The 17,466-nt window shown below is 35.2% G+C and carries 18 protein-coding genes; 11 read left to right on the forward strand and 7 right to left on the reverse strand.

Annotated features, from left to right (window positions below):
* Positions 1 to 720 precede the first annotated feature (720 nt).
* From CJF42_RS07915 to CJF42_RS07930, 4 genes are all read right to left on the reverse strand, one after another.
* Positions 721 to 924, reverse strand: a complete 204-nt coding sequence (locus CJF42_RS07915) for a hypothetical protein (protein WP_095366161.1) — start codon at positions 922 to 924, stop codon at positions 721 to 723.
* 58 nt (positions 925 to 982) lie between these two features.
* Positions 983 to 1,687 (reverse strand): DUF3581 family protein, encoded by a 705-nt coding sequence (locus CJF42_RS07920; RefSeq protein ID WP_095366162.1) that lies wholly within the window; start codon positions 1,685 to 1,687, stop codon positions 983 to 985.
* Between the two features lie 134 nt (positions 1,688 to 1,821).
* Complete coding sequence (gltX, locus tag CJF42_RS07925) at positions 1,822 to 3,306, reverse strand: glutamate--tRNA ligase (RefSeq protein ID WP_095366163.1); 1,485 nt, start codon at positions 3,304 to 3,306, stop codon at positions 1,822 to 1,824.
* Between the two features lie 224 nt (positions 3,307 to 3,530).
* Positions 3,531 to 4,913, reverse strand: a complete 1,383-nt coding sequence (locus CJF42_RS07930; protein ID WP_095366164.1) for an aminotransferase-like domain-containing protein — start codon at positions 4,911 to 4,913, stop codon at positions 3,531 to 3,533.
* Between the two features lie 101 nt (positions 4,914 to 5,014).
* Here CJF42_RS07930 and CJF42_RS07935 point away from each other — a divergent pair, with 101 nt between their 5' ends.
* The 7 genes from CJF42_RS07935 (at position 5,015) to ruvX (ending at position 10,808) form a co-directional block, all read left to right on the forward strand.
* Entirely contained in the window at positions 5,015 to 5,629 is a 615-nt protein-coding gene (locus CJF42_RS07935; RefSeq protein ID WP_095366165.1) for a LysE family translocator, read from the forward strand.
* Complete coding sequence (locus tag CJF42_RS07940) at positions 5,626 to 6,048, forward strand: GNAT family N-acetyltransferase (RefSeq protein ID WP_095366166.1); 423 nt, start codon at positions 5,626 to 5,628, stop codon at positions 6,046 to 6,048. Before CJF42_RS07935 ends, CJF42_RS07940 begins: the two co-directional genes overlap by 4 nt.
* A 425-nt stretch (positions 6,049 to 6,473) precedes the next feature.
* Positions 6,474 to 7,595, forward strand: coding sequence for a DUF3083 family protein (locus tag CJF42_RS07945; protein WP_095366167.1), 1,122 nt, complete (start codon positions 6,474 to 6,476; stop codon positions 7,593 to 7,595).
* Positions 7,596 to 7,746: 151 nt separating this feature from the next.
* Positions 7,747 to 8,478, forward strand: coding sequence for a 16S rRNA (uracil(1498)-N(3))-methyltransferase (gene rsmE / locus CJF42_RS07950; protein WP_095366168.1), 732 nt, complete (start codon positions 7,747 to 7,749; stop codon positions 8,476 to 8,478).
* A 103-nt stretch (positions 8,479 to 8,581) separates the two neighbouring features.
* Positions 8,582 to 9,550 carry a glutathione synthase gene (gene gshB, locus CJF42_RS07955; protein WP_095366169.1) on the forward strand — a complete coding sequence of 323 codons (969 nt, stop codon included), beginning with the start codon at positions 8,582 to 8,584 and terminating at the stop codon, positions 9,548 to 9,550.
* Between the two features lie 215 nt (positions 9,551 to 9,765).
* The gene (locus CJF42_RS07960; RefSeq protein ID WP_095366170.1) at positions 9,766 to 10,323 is read left to right on the forward strand and encodes a YqgE/AlgH family protein; all 558 of its coding nucleotides are present in this window, start codon (positions 9,766 to 9,768) and stop codon (positions 10,321 to 10,323) included.
* 38 nt (positions 10,324 to 10,361) lie between these two features.
* Positions 10,362 to 10,808, forward strand: a complete 447-nt coding sequence (ruvX, locus tag CJF42_RS07965) for a Holliday junction resolvase RuvX (RefSeq protein WP_095366171.1) — start codon at positions 10,362 to 10,364, stop codon at positions 10,806 to 10,808.
* Positions 10,809 to 10,858: 50 nt separating this feature from the next.
* Here ruvX and CJF42_RS26685 read toward each other — a convergent pair whose 3' ends face one another.
* From CJF42_RS26685 to CJF42_RS07975, 3 genes are all read right to left on the reverse strand, one after another.
* Positions 10,859 to 11,050, reverse strand: coding sequence for a hypothetical protein (locus CJF42_RS26685; RefSeq protein WP_141235511.1), 192 nt, complete (start codon positions 11,048 to 11,050; stop codon positions 10,859 to 10,861).
* 177 nt (positions 11,051 to 11,227) lie between these two features.
* The gene (locus CJF42_RS07970) at positions 11,228 to 12,361 is read right to left on the reverse strand and encodes a PilT/PilU family type 4a pilus ATPase (RefSeq protein WP_095366172.1); all 1,134 of its coding nucleotides are present in this window, start codon (positions 12,359 to 12,361) and stop codon (positions 11,228 to 11,230) included.
* A complete protein-coding gene (locus tag CJF42_RS07975; protein WP_095366173.1) occupies positions 12,362 to 13,414 on the reverse strand; it encodes a type IV pilus twitching motility protein PilT in 1,053 nt (350 codons plus the stop codon).
* Positions 13,415 to 13,454: 40 nt separating this feature from the next.
* Here CJF42_RS07975 and CJF42_RS07980 point away from each other — a divergent pair, with 40 nt between their 5' ends.
* The 4 genes from CJF42_RS07980 (at position 13,455) to CJF42_RS07995 (ending at position 16,773) form a co-directional block, all read left to right on the forward strand.
* A complete protein-coding gene (locus tag CJF42_RS07980) occupies positions 13,455 to 14,141 on the forward strand; it encodes a YggS family pyridoxal phosphate-dependent enzyme (protein WP_095366174.1) in 687 nt (228 codons plus the stop codon).
* Positions 14,142 to 14,150: 9 nt separating this feature from the next.
* Entirely contained in the window at positions 14,151 to 14,969 is an 819-nt protein-coding gene (gene proC / locus CJF42_RS07985; RefSeq protein ID WP_095366175.1) for a pyrroline-5-carboxylate reductase, read from the forward strand.
* Positions 14,970 to 15,024: 55 nt separating this feature from the next.
* Positions 15,025 to 15,558 (forward strand): YggT family protein, encoded by a 534-nt coding sequence (locus CJF42_RS07990; protein ID WP_095366176.1) that lies wholly within the window; start codon positions 15,025 to 15,027, stop codon positions 15,556 to 15,558.
* Between the two features lie 765 nt (positions 15,559 to 16,323).
* Complete coding sequence (locus CJF42_RS07995) at positions 16,324 to 16,773, forward strand: DUF4426 domain-containing protein (RefSeq protein WP_095366177.1); 450 nt, start codon at positions 16,324 to 16,326, stop codon at positions 16,771 to 16,773.
* Positions 16,774 to 17,466 lie beyond the last annotated feature (693 nt).

A 17,466-nucleotide genomic window follows, 5' to 3' on the forward strand; every position in this document is an offset into this window, starting at 1 on the left:
AGTTCAACTTCCAAATTTTGGGTAAAATCATCTACGCTCTGCCCGTCAATACCGGAAGCGCCTCGATTCTTTTTCACTTGTTTGTAAGCCATATAGAGCGCTTGCAGTGATAACATGCGCCCATAGAAGCTACAATGAACTCTCAAAATATTGTCTTACATCACCTTTTATTAGTTTTTATTTGCATCAGTTAAGTTTGTTTCGTTATCGCATTAAGTCTTCTAGCGTGGGGTTTGCCCTATTATTGCAATATGCTTAACCGCCTTTTATGCCTATAATAAAGAGGAACAATTACTCCCCGTGTCCAGTTCCATTTACAGCCCTAATGTTACCTTTAGCCGTTGATGGAGACTTCACCTTATTTGATGATCCGTGAACCCAAGATAAATGTTACCAATTTTCTGTGATTTATAAATCACTTCCCTCCTTCGCAATCAATTAAAGCTTTTGGCTTAAGTTGACTCTATCAAACATACTGCTGATAGTCGGCTTGGTTTTGTCCTCCACACCATTACTGGCTTTCATCGGCCTAGCCTTACTCACTACTACGGGTTCATCTGCCACCTCACACCGACACTAAACCTTGAGTCTCCTCTTGAATTTTGGCCACTTACTAAAATTAAGTTTAGATGCCAGGCTTCCCCAGTTACTACACTGACTCCCTGTTAGAAATACCACCCTCAAGCACAGTATTGGTCTAACTAAGTATCGGGCTTCGCGCTATTTTGGACGCTTACCCACCAACACCGCCGAAGCAGGTTTACTTATGTTATGTACCTCTGACTTTCTATGGCTTACTTCAGACCCTATCGTTAGCCAATAACGCCCTTGCCATTCGGATTCTCTTCCCCCCTTAATTTGGGTGATCAGGCTTCTTTTAGCCTGTCGGGTTTGCCAGCTTCGCTGGGCAAACAAAAAAGACATCAATTAAGTGCCTTCTTTATATAAAAAATCTTTTAAAAAAATCTAACATTTTGAGTAATTACTCAGGTTTTAAATCTGTTTTTCTTTGATTATAGAAATTTATCAAATCATCTACTGTTTCTTGGCAGTAATCCCTAATACCAGAAACAAGCATGTTTTTAACACCGGTCCCAACAACTTCATTTTGCTCTAAAATATTAAAGCGTAAGATGATTTTACCTCGTTTACCATTAAGTTCAAATACAGGATCTGCAAACTCAAGTTCGGGGCTGGTAATATCTAATCGTTGTAAATCAATCGACATTGATTCATAAATAACCATAGGGCGTGATGGGTTTATCATCACGTTTTGATCACACATAATTGGAATAATGACATGCGGAAAAGTTGTGCCAGAAAATTCAACATAATTTTTAGTTAAACTTTGTATTAATGCAGGGCAATCAGTTGATTCACCAGAGCGTTTAACAGATAAATACACTTTATCACCATCGGTAATATCAAACTCATCTGCAACTTCCGGAAAATCTAACGCGACATGTTCATTTACCATACCAGAAAATGTAAAGTGCATTTTTTGGCTGATACCATATCTCTGCAAAACTAAAGAGAAAAGCAAATCGCCAGGCACACAAAACCTTTTAGCATCAGCATCATGTAAGGGATTATAGTCATCAGCTATTAATTTAGCGAAATTACTACCTTGTTCACGGGTAAAAGTGATTTTGTTTTTTTCGCACTGATGGTAAAAAGGACTTAACATATTTTAATGGCTTCTTTTATGACTAAAGTTACAACCTGACTATTCTATCAAGGTTTATGATAATAGAGGTCGAATCAGTTAATAAACAATATAAAACGATACTGTCGCTTTATATTGTTTATTAAAAATTTCCTTTAATTTGCTAGGTAAACTTTATAAGCTTTCTCTAGTTTTTTTGCTTGTTTTTTAGATACACTAATATGCCCTAAAGCAACACGTAAACGCGCACGAGACATATCAGAACCTAAAATTTCCATTGCATCAATGACAGAAGTAGAAGATGTTTTGCCACTGATAGCCACAAAGATAGGTTCTAAGAATACTTTGATTTTTAGCTCATGGTGATCAGCTAATTTCTTTGCGATGGCAAAAATCTCTGATTTTTGCCATGTACGTAAAGCTTCTAAGTCCCAAATAAAGAATTGTAACGCTTGACGAATCACATCTTCTTCAGCTTTACCCGCTGTTAATAAATCAGGTTCATATGTTGGCATGCCTGAAACAAAGTAACCTGCCAATTCAACTAAGTCAGATAGTGTATTAATACGCGTTTTTACCTGTGGTAAAATTTTAGCTAAAGTTTCGCTATTAAATTTCCAATCAACAAAGCGACTAATTAGCGCTTCGTCAGTTAGGTTTTCACGGATCCAAAGACCATTTAACCAGCTGAGTTTTTCAACATCAAATACTGGACCACCTAGTGATACACGTTTCATGTCAAAGTTTTCAATCATTTCGGCTAAGGTGAATTTTTCACGTTCATCAGGCATTGACCAGCCCATACGACCTAGGTAGTTCAATACTGCTTCAGGTAAAAAACCCATTTCTTTATAATAATTAATAGAAGTAGGGTTTTTACGTTTTGATAATTTAGATTTATCTGGGTTACGCAATAATGGTAAGTGGCCTAATGTAGGTGCAGACCAACCAAAATCTTCATATAATTTTAATAATTTAGGTGCCGAGTTAATCCACTCTTCACCTCGAAATATATGGCTAATTTCCATGTGATGATCATCTACAACATTTGCCAAAAAATAAGTTGGAAAACCATCTGCTTTAAGAAGTACCTGCATATCAACATTTTCCCACGGGATCTCAATTTCACCACGTAAGTAATCGTTAAATTTGAAAGTCCCTTCTTCTGGGATATTCATACGAATAACATAAGGTTTACCCGCAGCTAAATTCGCTTCAATTTCGTTTTTAGATAGCTTTAATCCACGGCCATCATATTTAGGGCGTAAACCTTCAGTCATTTGCGCTTCACGCATTTGCTCAAGCTCTTCACTCGTTGCAAAACAGTAAAATGCTTTATCATCATCTACTAGCTTTTGTGCATATTTCTTATATAAATCAATACGTTCAGATTGACGGTATGGACCAAACTCACCACCTACATCAGGACCGTGATCCCAATTAAGACCTAACCAGCGTAAACTATCCATAATTGCTTGTTCTGATTCTGGTGTACTACGCACCTGATCTGTATCTTCAATACGCAACACAAATTCACCGCCTTGCTGCTTAGCAAAAGCGTAGTTAAACAATGCAATATAAGCTGTGCCTAAGTGCGGGTCACCCGTTGGTGACGGTGCTACACGAGTACGAATAGTCATGAGTTAAATCTCTTAAAATAAGTATGTAAAAACTAAGTCTAAATAATTGAGGCAAGGGTAACATAAACCACCATAGGGTGTAATATGTTCAGGTGATTTTACCCTAAACATCATAATATACAGAACTCAGTTAAAGTTAGAAGCACTTTAAATAAGACATTAATTGCACAGAATGCTCAATCCTTTTCCAAAATCAAAAATACATAATGAAGCCGATTTATTTTTTAAATAACGACATCATTATTATTGTGCAGTTGCTTAAAAACCTTATCCATAATTTCTATGCCTTTATTAAATACGCCTCTCCTGTCAGGTCCACCTAAAGAGATACGAATAGCATTATTCTCACTACCAGATTGAGCTGAAAATAGATCTGCAGTACGTATTTTGACATTATTTGCTAACAATAAGCCGCTTAATTGATGCATATTGATATGGCTGGGTAGTTCTAACCAAATATTTAAACCACCTAACCGTGCGGTAAGTTTATATTTATCAAAAAGCATCTTAAACGCTTGTTGCCTGTAGATTAATTCTTGTGCTAGTTTCTCTTGGTTATATTGATATGAATCACTTTGAATAAAGCGAGATGCCAATTCAAAGTTCATAGTTGAAACCATCCAGCATTGACTATGAATATTTTGCTTTAAAACTTGCTGAAATAGCACCGGCACCAAAACATAACCCACCCTTAAACCACCTGCAAAATATTTAGATAAGCTTGATATATAAAAAACCCGATCAGGCGCTTTTTGCTGAAGTGGTAAACGCCAATTATTAGGAAGACAATAATTCACATCATCTTCAATAATAAAAAATTGATATCGCCGACTTAAAGCTAAGATATTATCTAGCTGTTCTTGGCTATATTTTACATTTGTCGGATTTTGATTATTGGGCGTTATATACAATACTTTTGGGGAATATTTTTTACAAATAGCCTCTAACTCACCTAAATCAAGACCTTCACTTGTTAAAGTTAGTCCTTTCATTGCTAATCGAGAAGCTTCTGCTGCACGATAAAAACCAGGATAACACAGCGTCTCATGTAGCACTAAATCCCCAGGCTCAGTCAATATTTGTAAACAGCTATAAACCCCTTGTTGTGCGCCTTGTAAGAATATTAAATCATCAGAGTTTTTAATGCCTTTATTTGTAAGCCAGTTACTAAATGTTTTTTTATGTTTATCAATACCATCTATGGAATAAGTCAAGATTTGAGACAAAGCATTATTATCTTGAGCAAGTTCAGCCATAGCTTGTGCTAAAATATCTTGCTGTCCCATCTTTGGCTGCATACTTGATGCAAAGTCAACTTCAAGATCTTCAGTTACATAAGTCGTATTATCCACATCAACAAATGTCCCAGCGCCTAACTTAGCTTTAACAAGCCCTTTTTTTTGCGCTAATTCATAAGCCCTAGTTACTGTACCATGAGTAACGTTTAACTCATCAGCTAGCCAACGCTGCGCCGGTAACTTTTGTTTAAACGCTAAATCTCCATCAGTGATCGCTTCATCAATTAATATACTTAATGCTTTATATTTTGCCTGTGTTTTAACAAGCTCAATAAAGCGTTCTTGATTCACCTTCCAAATTGTATCCATAACAATAAACTTATAGCCTAATTAAAATAACTGTGACAATTTAAAACAATACAAACAACGACAATTGTATGCGTACAATTATTAATTAACAAGGACAAATTATGCAAAATGAACTTTTAGCTTTAATTTTACCTATTAGTATTTTTACAGTTATAGCAACGATAACCCCAGGACCAAATAATATTTTATTAGCCCATTCAGGAGCTTATTTTGGCATTAAAAAAACTATACCTCATATCCTTGGAATACGAATAGGCATGATATTTTTACAAACTAGCATTCTATTTGGATTAGGGCAGTTATTTATTACTTGGCCTAAAGTTCAGTTTTTATTAAGTTTGATTGCTTGCATATATATCCTAAAACTAGCTGTAACTATCTCTAGAGCTAAACCACCGTCATCAAATAAAGTACATCAACCATTTAATATTATTCAAGCTGCAGGGTTTCAACTAATCAATCCAAAATCTTGGACCATGCTATTAACAGCAAGTTCTGCATTTACACTGACCGGTGAACTTTATTGGTCTTCAGCGTTTCTTAGTATTTTATTATTTAATACGGTATCTATTCCATGTGCATTTGTATGGGTCACAATTGGCAAGTTAATAGCAGACAAGCTACAAGAACCAAATTTCAACCAAAAATTTAATTTCACGATGGCTGCTTTACTCCTACTAACCATACCTATGATTTTTATTTCGGAGACACTATGAAAGTCAAATACAATTTAAACGAAAATGATTTTGAAACCGTTTTTAGCTTTTTAAGTAACCGTAGTTATTGGTCAAAAGGCATATCCAAAGCTTGCTTAAAACACGCCTGTGAGAATTCTTTATGTTTTGTAATTCATAATAATAATAAATTATGTGCTTTCGCCAGAGTGGTCACCGATCAAGCTACTTTTGCTAATTTACTTGATGTATTTGTTTTGGAGCCATTTAGAGGCCGTGGTCTAGGGAAACAACTTATCACGGCTATTATGGCAGATAAAAGGTTACAAGATTTAAGACGTTTTACTTTAACAACCAAAGACGCCCATGGTTTATACGCTCAATACGGTTTTACAAAACCACTTTATCCTGAAGGTCTGATGGAAAATTATAATCCTAACATCTATACCCATGTTACTTAAAAATGCATGTTTCAGAGCTATCTGAGCGAGCTCAATTCAAGGCGTTTTGATACAGGGAGTCGGTACCTTTCAAGTCAACGCAATGATGAAGAGGGTTTGCTCAGAAGCACCGGCTCAGCGAGTTTAAACAGAGTTTATGCTGTGTTATTAATTTTGTTCAGGGAACAACCATTGTCTTCAATTAATGTCTTACCTAAATCCTGTTTAATTCTCGCTGAAATAGTGCATTTTGAGGTATCATGGGTATATATTGATTAAATTTATAAATAAAAATTCATAAATTTTATATCTTAAACTTGATTCCTTTAATAAATGAATGTCTACTTAAGAAAAGTTTGTTCTAAAACAATAAATCTAGTGATTTGAATTTTTATAATAACCAAATAATAAACGTGCTTATTATCAATTAAGATAAAGGATCAATAATGTCTATTCGTCGTCATCGCAGTAAAGTTAGTAAAGTTTATTTACCTTCAAATTCTCGTTATAACCAATTTTTATTAGCTGAATTTAAAATAACAGATGAATTATTAGATCGTTTTGAAAGTAATAACAGTTCTGATAAATTAAAACCTTGGCAAAGTTTTTATCAAAAGTTTTCTGAGCAACTTTTCACAGTTTGTGAAGATGCTGATATAGATAATGTTCACTTTATCGCTAATGATAAGTTACCTCGTGTTCGTTTTAATCAAGAGATCCGATACTGGGAAACTGATCAGCAAATGTTGATTTTCTATAATCCAGAATATCATCAATCATATAAATCTCATTTTGATGGTGCTGTTCGATCGAAAAAAATATCTTTATTATTTTTAGCATCAGGTGACTCAATTCGTACAAGTGCAGCTGGCTATCATACAAAAGTTCGCGAAACACTTACAAAGCTTTTATCTGAAGTAGGTGTTGATGCAAGTGCTGTTCGCTTACGTGATCATCAACATTTAACATATGATTTATTCGCAAAAGATAAAGGTGTTGAAGGCTCTAACGGTCATACTTTAAGGTTAATCAAAAACCGTTATAAAGCTGCTGAAGTTACCTTACCAGAGCAAAACGATACTATGAGTTACGTAGTCGCAAGCATGCCACTGTCTCGTCGTTTATTAAAACGTAGCAATGTGAATTTGGTTGGTGAGCAGTCTTATGGTGATTTTTATCAAATGTTATCCGATGCATGTGTGAAATCTGCAAATCATTATAATTTAAAAAATGGTGCATTTATCGCAAATGGCTTAACACCTATTATTCGTAATAGTTCAAATATGCCTGAACAAAAAGTAGGTGAATTACAAATGTTAGGTTTTGATCCTATCGAACCTAAAAATGAATTTTACTGTAATTGGCAAGATGATAATTTAGTTGACTACGTGCAAATCATTTTTGCAGCAACCAAAGCTGATATAGAAGATAAAGGTTTTGCTAAGTTTATGGAAACCGTTGATAAATCTTTACGCATGATGGCGAAAGATCTAGAAATAACTCCAGATCATGAAGAGATCACTATTCGCTTCCACCAGCATTTAGCTTACCACTTCGATCAAGCTTAGTTACACTGTTAAAATCTTAGAGTGCTCTTACTGAGCACTCTACTCTTCTTTATTTCTCATCACGCCAAGCACATTACCAGTAGGAAATAGATATAAACAATAGATATCTGTATCATTGGCAGTAATCTCCATTTAAAAATTTATAACAATTATGCGCATCCCACATATTTATCAAGCTGGTAAAATCAGCTTAAATCAAACTTTAGATCTCTGTTCAGATGCCGCAGGGCATATAACACGCGTATTAAGAATGGGCGTAGGAGATAAAATAAGTTTGTTTAATGGTCAAGGCGGTGAATATCTATGTGAATTATCAGCAGTAAGTAAAAAATCAGCTTCTGTAACGGTAAATAAATTTAACGATAAAAATGTAGAATCTCCACTCAATATTCACCTAGGACAAGGTATTTCTCGTGGTGATAAAATGGACTTTACAATTCAAAAGTCTGTAGAGCTGGGAGTTAAAGAAATCACCCCTATTTTTACCGAACGATGTGGCGTCAAACTCAATGGTGATAGATTAGAAAAAAAACATCAACAATGGCAAAAAATTGCAATTTCTGCCGCTGAACAATCTGGTCGAAACTTTATAACAAAAATTCATGCGCCTATCAAAATTGAAAGCTGGTTAGATCAGCCATCTGATGAATTAAAGATCACTTTGCACCCTAGAGCTGAACACAGTATTAAAACAATTTCAAATCCAATAAAAGGCTTACGTTTTATTATTGGCCCTGAAGGTGGCTTTACCGAAGCTGAAATGTTGCTAACTAAAAGCTCTGGCTTTATGGATATTCGTTTAGGGCCAAGAGTATTAAGAACTGAAACAGCAGCACTAACAGTATTAAGTGCATTACAACTACAATTTGGCGATTTAGCATAATCATATAGGGTTTATTTAGGCTAGTTTTTTCATAAACTAGCCCCATATACTTTATAACTAACACATTTGGGTAGTCAGTCCCGCTAAATAATAAGGTCTTACCATGAGCATTAAACTCGGGATCGTTTCAGACCCAATTTCAGGTTTTAATATTAAAAAAGATACTGGTTTTGCCATGATGGTAGAAGCACAAAACCGAGGCTATGAAGTCTATTATATGGAAATAGATGACCTTTATTTAAGAAAAGGACAAGCTTTTGCGACAGCAGCTAAAGCGCAGCTTTTTGAAGATGAGAACCATTGGTATGAATTAGAAGAAAAACAAAACATTGCCTTAGCGAACCTTGATGTTATTTTAATGCGTAAAGATCCCCCTTTTGATACCGAGTATATTTACGCTACTTATATTCTAGAGCGTGCTGAACTTACTGGTACTTTAATTGTAAATAAACCACAAAGTTTGCGTGACGCTAATGAAAAACTATTTACAGCTTGGTTTAGTGAGTTTACACCTGACACTTTGGTCACACGCAATCAGCAACAAATTCGTAGTTTCTTAGATGAGCATGGCGATATAATTTTAAAACCTCTTGATGGTATGGGTGGAGCTTCAATCTTTAGAGTGAAAAAAGATGATGCTAATTTAGGTGTAATTTGTGAAACTTTAACCAAACATGGCAAAGAATTTGCGATGGCGCAGAACTATATCCCTGAAATAAAACAAGGAGATAAACGTGTATTAGTGGTTGATGGTCAAGTGATCCCATATTGTTTAGCTCGCATTCCACAAAATGGTGAAACACGTGGAAACTTAGCAGTAGGCGGTCGTGGTGAAGCACGCCCTCTTAGTGAATCAGATTTAAAAATAGCACAAGCTATCGCACCCACTTTAAAAGAAAAAGGGCTTATTTTTGTAGGTTTAGACATCATTGGTGATAAGTTAACTGAAATAAATGTGACTGCACCGACTTGTGTGAAAGAAATTCAAGCAGCTTATGATATTTCTATTACCGGTATTTTATTTGATGCAATAGAACGCAGAATAGAATCAAATACCCTTAACCATTCATAATACGGAATTTCAGCAAGTCAAATCAGAATGAGATTCTAGGCGTAAAAGTGAAGGAATGGCTATTCCACTTTAAGCATTCACAACAACGAAGATGACTTTGATTTGGCTTGCCCTCTGGGAGTATTTTGAAAGACTACGGGTATAACGTATAATAAGGTAATGCTTATCATAACGAATAAGCATTACCCCTAAGATCAATAACTAAGGTGAATGTAATGCAATCCCTTGAAAACCACTTTCTCATTGCAATGCCAAATATGCAAGATCCGGCATTTAAACATTCTGTTACCTATATTTGTGAACATAATGAGAAAGGTGCGATGGGATTAGTGATTAACCAGCCCATAGATTTAACCGTTGGTGAATTACTTGATCAAATAAAAATAGATAACGATAAACAAACCGATGCAGCAAACATCGCTGTATTCTCTGGAGGTCCAGTACAGCAAGAGCAAGGTTTTGTTTTACACATTCCTCAAGATGGTTACCAATCAAGCTTAAAACTCACTAATGAAGTTATGATCACCACATCTAAAGATATATTAATATATCTTACAACAGATCTAGCCCCTAAGAAATTTTTTATTTCTTTAGGTTATGCTGGCTGGAGCTCAGGCCAACTTGAAGAAGAGTTAATGAATAATGCATGGCTAACAATTAAAGCTGACCCTGAAATTATTTACAATACACCCGCACATTTAAGATGGGAAAAAGCAATTGAAATACTAGGAATTGATATTAGTAAGTTAAGTAGCCAAAAAGGTCATGCTTAGGTTCTCATTACAAGAATAACAATTTATATGAGGTTAAAATGGCAAAACGCCAATTAAAAGAAAAAGGTCAACGTACAGTATTAGGCTTCGATTTTGGCACTAAAAGTATCGGCATAGCTGTTGGACAAGAAGTGACTGGCTCGGCAACCCCATTATGTGCCGTAAAAGCGCAAGATGGCATTCCTAACTGGAATGAAATCAAAACAATTGTTGACGAATGGTTACCTGACTTAATTGTAGTCGGATTACCTTTAAATATGGATGGCAGTAATCAACAAGTGACTTTTCAAGCTAAAAAATTTGCAAACCGTTTGCATAATAAACATGCTTTACCTGTTGAAACACAAGATGAGCGTTTAACAACTACAGATGCAAAGTCACAGCTTTTTGAGCATGGTGGTTATAAAAATCTTAAAAAAGATAATGTAGATAGCATGTCAGCGAGGATCATATTAGAAAGCTTCTTTGAGAATCAATGTTCATAACCCTCATTCCGAAAAATATGTGATCTCGACATTAAAAGAGTCTGTATAGCTTATCGAGTCCAACTTACATTACTTGATAAGCAACTAAAAGAAAAGCTAATTTTACATAATTGAATCAGTTTATTATACCCAAGCCACTTCAAGATGCGTGTTCCAGGACTGCTGAGCAACTCATGATCTAGGCGCATCTTTGTATTAATGGTTGTTTCCTTAAAATAAGATGGACCGGCAACAACGAGCATGATTTACTCAGAAGTCCCCTATGGTTTGGTTTAGAAGCGCTTTAAGCTGCGTTATTGATCTTGAAAAGGGAATAACCTATTCTTTGTAATCAATGTCTTACCTAAGGCGTTTCTAATTCCAACTGAACCCTGTATCTTGAAGTGGTTTAGGTGTTAATTAATTAATTAATTAATTAATTAAGAATTTTCATCACCTAATCCATCAACTGTAACACCTTGTAAAAAACCAGCCCCTTGCTGATCATTATTTCTAAGTTTTATCATTAATCTTAAATCATTTGGTGAATCAGCATTATGTAGTGCATCAGCATAATTAATTCTTTGATTTTGATAATGATCAAATAAAGCCTGATCAAATGTTTGCATGCCCATTTCACGTGACTTAGACATCGTTTCTTTAATACCGCCAATGTCCCCTTTCTTAATTAACTCTGCAATCATAGGTGAGTTTAATAATACTTCTATGGCGGCAACTCTTCCCTTACCATCAGATGTTGCAACCAACTGCTGAGCGACAATACCCCGTAAGTTAAGCGCTAAATCATACTTTAATTTCTCGTGCTTTTCTTTTGGTACTAAATGCATAATACGGTCAATTGCTTGGTTAGCATTATTTGCATGTAGCGTTGCCACACATAAATGCCCAGTTTCTGCAAAACTTAATGCATATTCCATTGTTTCTTGTGAACGTATTTCCCCGATAAGTATTACATCTGGCGCTTGACGTAATGAACTCTTTAAAGCTGAGTCAAAACTGTCTGTATCTAAACCGACTTCCCTTTGTGTAATAATACTTTTTTCGTGCTCATGTACAAATTCAATAGGGTCTTCAATTGTTAAAATATGACCTCTATGGTTACGATTTCTATAACCTAATAAAGCAGCAAGGGAAGTAGATTTACCAGTCCCTGTACCACCCACAAAAAGCAATAATCCTTTTTTAGCCATAATTAAATCGGTTAATACCGAAGGTAGACCTAAATCTCCAACATCAGGTATTGTTGTTACAATCCGACGAATAACCATACCCGCTTTATCTCTTTGCCAAAAGGCAGAGATCCTAAAGCGACCTTCATCTGTTGCGATAGCAAAGTTACATTCTTTTGTTACATGAAATTCAGATATTTGCTTCTCACTCATCGCCGATTCAACTAAAGATAAAGATTCCTCTTCTGTTAAATCGTGTTCATCTAAAGGTGTTAACTCACCATTTATTTTTGCACTCACTGGTAAATGACTAGAAACAAATACATCCGATGCATCTACTTCACACATTTTTGCTAAATAATAATTTAATTTACTCGGTTTCATTTACATTTCCCCTGAAGTACTAAACTGTGATTTATCATGTGCCTTTGAAGCTGCGGCAGCTTGGCTCACTAAACCCCTATTAAGTAAGTTTCTTAAACACTGATCCATGGTTTGCATACCAACGCTTGCACCTGTTTGAATCGATGAATACATTTGCGGAATTTTATCTTCACGAATAAGATTTCTTATTGCCGGAATACCTATCATGATTTCATGTGCTGCAATTCGACCACCTCCCGTTTTTTTTATCAGCGTTTGAGAAATAACAGCCCGCAGTGATTCAGATAACATAGAACGCACCATAGACTTTTCAGCCGCAGGGAAAACATCAATAATACGGTCTATGGTTTTTGGTGCTGAGGTTGTATGTAAGGTACCAAAAACTAAGTGACCTGTTTCTGCTGCCGTCATAGCCAATCGAATGGTTTCTAAATCACGTAGCTCACCAACAAGTATTACATCTGGATCTTCACGTAATGCACTACGAAGCGCATTGTTAAAACTTTTAGTGTCTCTATGTACTTCCCTTTGGTTTATCAGACTTAGTTTATTTTTGTGTACAAATTCGATTGGATCTTCAATTGTTAAAATATGATCATGTCGTGTGGCATTAATATAATCAACCATGGCAGCTAAGGTGGTAGACTTACCTGAGCCCGTAGGACCAGTCACTAATACTAATCCTCTAGGATTATCTGAGATTTCTTTAAAAATATCAGGAGCGCCTAAATCTTCTAATGATAAAATATCACTTGGAATAGTACGAAATACAGCAGCAGGCCCTCTATTTGTATTAAATGCATTTACACGAAAACGCGCTAAATTTGGCACTTCAAAAGAAAAATCGCATTCTAAGTTTTCTTCGTAGTCTTTACGTTGTTTATCGCTCATAATGTCATAAACTAATCCATTGACATCTTTGGCTTCTAAAGCTGGAATATTGACACGCCTAACATCACCATCAACACGTATCATAGGAGATACATCTGACGATAAGTGTAAATCTGAAGAATTATGTTGCACACTAAAGGCCAATAATTCGGTAATATCCATAGGTAAACTCCGAAAACTAATAAATTTAGATATTAAATATATGATGACAATAGCAGAACGACTGGATTCCGCCTATGGTAGAATCACACAAGCAGTAAAAAAGTTTAACCGCCGAGAACAAAGTATTACTTTGCTAGCTGTTAGCAAAAAAAAATCAATCAACCTTATTTTAGATGCTTATGAGGCGGGTCACCGAAAATTTGGTGAGTCTTATGTGCAAGAGTCAGTTGAAAAAATTGAAAAACTCGCGCATATTGATGATATTCAATGGCATTTTATTGGCCCTATACAATCAAATAAAACTAAATTAATAGCAAATAATTTTTCTTGGGTGCAAAGCATCGACAGACTGAAAATAGCAAAACGATTAAGTGAACAAAGAGCCCCTAATTTACAACCTCTAAACATATTAATACAAGTAAATATCAGTAATGAATCATCAAAATCAGGATGTACTTTAGAAGAAGTCAGCCAGTTAGCACAAGATATCGATACTTTAGATAATATAAAGTTAAGAGGTTTAATGGCTATCCCTGAAAAGAAGGAATCTTTGGAGCAACAAATCCACGCTTTTAGTCAGCTAAAAACTTGCTTTGATGCACTACAGACCCAATATAAAGAAATTGATACCTTATCTATGGGAATGAGTGCTGATTTAGAAGCTGCTATTGCTGCAGGCTCAACTATGGTAAGAATTGGTACAGATATTTTTGGTGCAAGAAGTTAAGGTTTATAAATGATAAACAGAACCATCGCCTTTATTGGCACAGGTAATATGAGTTACGCAATTATCAGCGGAATGATCAAAAATGGTTTTGATAAAAGCCGTATTATTGCCACGAATAGAAATTGTGAAAAGTTAGCAAAAGTAGCCAATGAGTTAGCAATATCAACTGATACTGATAACTTAGCTGCATTAGCAAAAGCTGACGTAATTGTACTAAGTGTAAAACCACAAATGATGGCTGATTTATGTCAAACCTTTGCCAACTCAGACATAGATATAAGTAAAAAATTATTTATTTCTGTTGCAGCAGGTTTAACAATTGAACGGTTACAACAAATGTTAGACCAAAAAGTGACGATGATACGCTGTATGCCTAATACTCCTTGTTTATTAGGTAAAGGGGTATCTGGACTTTACTCTCAAAATGCAAGTGAAGAAGAACGCGTATTCGCACAAAGCATATTTGACAATACAGGCATTACGATTTGGTTAAAAAAAGAGTCTGATATTAACAATATTACTGCTGTAACTGGCTCGTCTCCTGCTTACTTCTTTTTGTTTATGGAAGCGATAGAACAAAAAGCAAAAGCATTAGGATTTAGTGATGAACAAGCTAGATTATTAGTGCAACAAACCGCTTTAGGTGCAGCACAAATGGTAGAGTCTCAAAATATCTCCATTTCAACTTTGCGTGCAAATGTCACATCAAAAAATGGCACAACAGCTGCTGCACTGGCACAATTTGAAAAAAATGACTTAGTACAGAGTGTTTCAGATGCGATGGATAAATGTATTGCCAGAGCACAAGAAATGGAACAAGAACTTTAATAATTAGTGTAGTCTGACTTATTCAGGAAGCACTGTAAGGCTAAATAGGTAACTAATGAATGCATTTAAATTTTTAATTGAAATCGCCTTTGATTTATTTTTAATGGTGGTATTACTTCGTTTTTGGCTGCAACTTGCCAAAGCTGATTTTTACAATCCTTTAAGTCAATTTATCGTAAAGGCCACTTCTCCTTTAGTAAACCCATTACGCAAAATAATTCCTGGATTTGCAGGAATAGATGTCGCTTCTCTGGTATTAGGCTTTATTATTGCTTTTGCTAAAGTTAGCATAGTAATGTTGATAATTTACAGTGCTTGGGATCCAATAAGTGCATTAATAAATTCTGGGATCACGCTTGTTAAAGAGGCCATTAACTTAGTATTTTGGATATTAATTATCCGTGCGATATTGAGCTGGATTAGCCAGGGACATAACCCTATGGAAGCGGTTTTTCACCAACTGACTGAGCCAATGCTTAAGCCCATACGAAAAATCATTCCCCCTATTGGTGGTCTAGATTTATCCGTATTGGTATTAATTATTAGTATCCAGTTTATTCAGATTTTATTTATGGATTTATTTAATTAAGTCTATAACCATGATACCTCAAAATACGCGATTTCAGAGAGAATTAAACAGGGTTTAGGTAAGGCATTAATTTGAAGATAATGGTTGTTCCCTTATCAAGATTAATAACGCAGAATAAACCCTGTTTAAACTCGCCGAGACGGAACTTCTGAGCAAAACCACTTCATCCTTGCGTTGGTTTTAAAGCTGCCTTTCCTGTATCAACACGCCTTGAATTGGACTCTCTCAGATAGCTATGAAACATGCATTTTGAAGTAACATGGGTATATATCTATCCCTTTTAAGAAGAACCTTCAATTGGCTCTTCTAAAACATCCCGCTTAAAGTTAATTAATCTATAAAAAATAACAAGATAAAACTAAACCCTGATACTATAATCAAAACAAAGCCAACTATGGCTCATATCAGCTATTTTAACTTAGTGCTCAAATATAAATGAACACGTATTTATGAATTAGGTATTAATACCATTTCCGTTAATAAAGTGGATAATCAGCGGAAGTTCAAAGCGCTTTAGGCAAGGCATTGGTTACAGACAATGGTTATTCCCTTATCAAAACCAATCACGCAGCATAAAGCGCTTTGAAATTCGCATAAAAGGAGTTTTTGAGAATTTACACTTCGTTGTTATGTCAGTTCTAAAGGGAATCCATGAATTCACTGACATGGATAGAATTGTAAAACCTCACAAGCTCTGAGTGGCCACTTAATTATCGGAATTGTTATAACACTCAATCATAAAATCAATGTCGATGGAGACAACCAATGGTAAAGTTCAATCATGTCATTTTGCTATTTGTAACTTTTTTTTTATTTTCCTCTTTTACTCATGCCAGTGATCAAGGAGGACAATTTAAAACCTTAGGTAACTGGGATGTTCATTACATTGCTTTCCCATCTACTTTTTTACAACCAAAAATAGCCAAACATTATGGTATTGAACGCAGTGCATATGCGGGTGTTATAAATATTTCGGTATTAGACAATCGCACTAAAGATACGCCAGCCCAAAAAGTAAAAATTATAGGTGTTGCAAGAAACTTAATAGGTCATCGTATAAACATGGAGTTTAAAGAAATTGTGGAAGGTGACTCGGTTTATTATATTGCCCCTATAAAATACCGAAATGAAGAAACTTATCGTTTTGAATTAGAAATAAGCCAAGGAAAAAACTTTAAAAAACTAAAATTTCAACAAAAATTTTATGTAGACTAATAAAATATCCCGCATCACCCTATGATGCGGGATATTTATTGATGATAGCTTAGCTATATACCCAAGCCACTTGATAATGCTTGTTTCAGAATTTATCAGGTGAGTTAGCACAAGGCACATCATTTTAGGAATGCTTATTGCCTTTAAAATTGATGTAACGTAGTGATTACTTACCTGATAAATTCGCTACGGGGCGGTTTTAAATGGTCACTACCGCTTTATTTATGTTGATAAGAGAATAACCATTACCTGCAATAAATGTCTTGTATTTGACCATTTTAACTCCCGCTGAAATCATGCATTATCAAGTAGCTTGGGTATAGTCTTGCCCTACGTGATTTTGGGTAGAAAACCAATTCCATTAAATTACACAGTAAGATCTTTCTATAAAATTTACCTTGCCACAAAGTGGTCCCAATAAATATGTGAAACAAGTTATATAAACATAAACAGCAGCTTTATTTTATACTATTTCCGTTAATAAAGTGCTCAATCAACGAGAGTTAAAAGCGCTTTAGTCAAGGCATTGGTTACAGACAATGGTTACTCCCTTATCAGAACCAATAACGCAGCATAAAGCGCTTTGAAACCCGCCTAAAAAGAGCTTTTGATAATTGACACTTCGTTATTATCTCAGTTCTAAAGGGAATACCATTAATTCACTGACATACCTAGAATTGTAAAAACTCATAA

It is taken from the genome of Pseudoalteromonas sp. NBT06-2 (genome assembly GCF_002276045.1).
Taxonomy (GTDB): domain Bacteria; phylum Pseudomonadota; class Gammaproteobacteria; order Enterobacterales; family Alteromonadaceae; genus Pseudoalteromonas.

Excerpts from the sequence above, each read along its gene's own strand:
- CJF42_RS07915 (WP_095366161.1), bottom strand. The coding sequence starts at position 924 with ATGTCTTTTTTGTTTGCCCAGCGAAGCTGGCAAACCCGACAGGCTAAA.
- CJF42_RS07920 (WP_095366162.1), bottom strand. The coding sequence starts at position 1,687 with ATGTTAAGTCCTTTTTACCATCAGTGCGAAAAAAACAAAATCACTTTT.
- gltX (WP_095366163.1), bottom strand. The coding sequence starts at position 3,306 with ATGACTATTCGTACTCGTGTAGCACCGTCACCAACGGGTGACCCGCAC.
- CJF42_RS07930 (WP_095366164.1), bottom strand. The coding sequence starts at position 4,913 with ATGGATACAATTTGGAAGGTGAATCAAGAACGCTTTATTGAGCTTGTT.
- CJF42_RS07935 (WP_095366165.1), top strand. The coding sequence starts at position 5,015 with ATGCAAAATGAACTTTTAGCTTTAATTTTACCTATTAGTATTTTTACA.
- CJF42_RS07940 (WP_095366166.1), top strand. The coding sequence starts at position 5,626 with ATGAAAGTCAAATACAATTTAAACGAAAATGATTTTGAAACCGTTTTT.
- CJF42_RS07945 (WP_095366167.1), top strand. The coding sequence starts at position 6,474 with ATGTCTATTCGTCGTCATCGCAGTAAAGTTAGTAAAGTTTATTTACCT.
- rsmE (WP_095366168.1), top strand. The coding sequence starts at position 7,747 with ATGCGCATCCCACATATTTATCAAGCTGGTAAAATCAGCTTAAATCAA.
- gshB (WP_095366169.1), top strand. The coding sequence starts at position 8,582 with ATGAGCATTAAACTCGGGATCGTTTCAGACCCAATTTCAGGTTTTAAT.
- CJF42_RS07960 (WP_095366170.1), top strand. The coding sequence starts at position 9,766 with ATGCAATCCCTTGAAAACCACTTTCTCATTGCAATGCCAAATATGCAA.
- ruvX (WP_095366171.1), top strand. The coding sequence starts at position 10,362 with ATGGCAAAACGCCAATTAAAAGAAAAAGGTCAACGTACAGTATTAGGC.
- CJF42_RS26685 (WP_141235511.1), bottom strand. The coding sequence starts at position 11,050 with ATGCTCGTTGTTGCCGGTCCATCTTATTTTAAGGAAACAACCATTAAT.
- CJF42_RS07970 (WP_095366172.1), bottom strand. The coding sequence starts at position 12,361 with ATGAAACCGAGTAAATTAAATTATTATTTAGCAAAAATGTGTGAAGTA.
- CJF42_RS07975 (WP_095366173.1), bottom strand. The coding sequence starts at position 13,414 with ATGGATATTACCGAATTATTGGCCTTTAGTGTGCAACATAATTCTTCA.
- CJF42_RS07980 (WP_095366174.1), top strand. The coding sequence starts at position 13,455 with ATGATGACAATAGCAGAACGACTGGATTCCGCCTATGGTAGAATCACA.
- proC (WP_095366175.1), top strand. The coding sequence starts at position 14,151 with ATGATAAACAGAACCATCGCCTTTATTGGCACAGGTAATATGAGTTAC.
- CJF42_RS07990 (WP_095366176.1), top strand. The coding sequence starts at position 15,025 with ATGAATGCATTTAAATTTTTAATTGAAATCGCCTTTGATTTATTTTTA.
- CJF42_RS07995 (WP_095366177.1), top strand. The coding sequence starts at position 16,324 with ATGGTAAAGTTCAATCATGTCATTTTGCTATTTGTAACTTTTTTTTTA.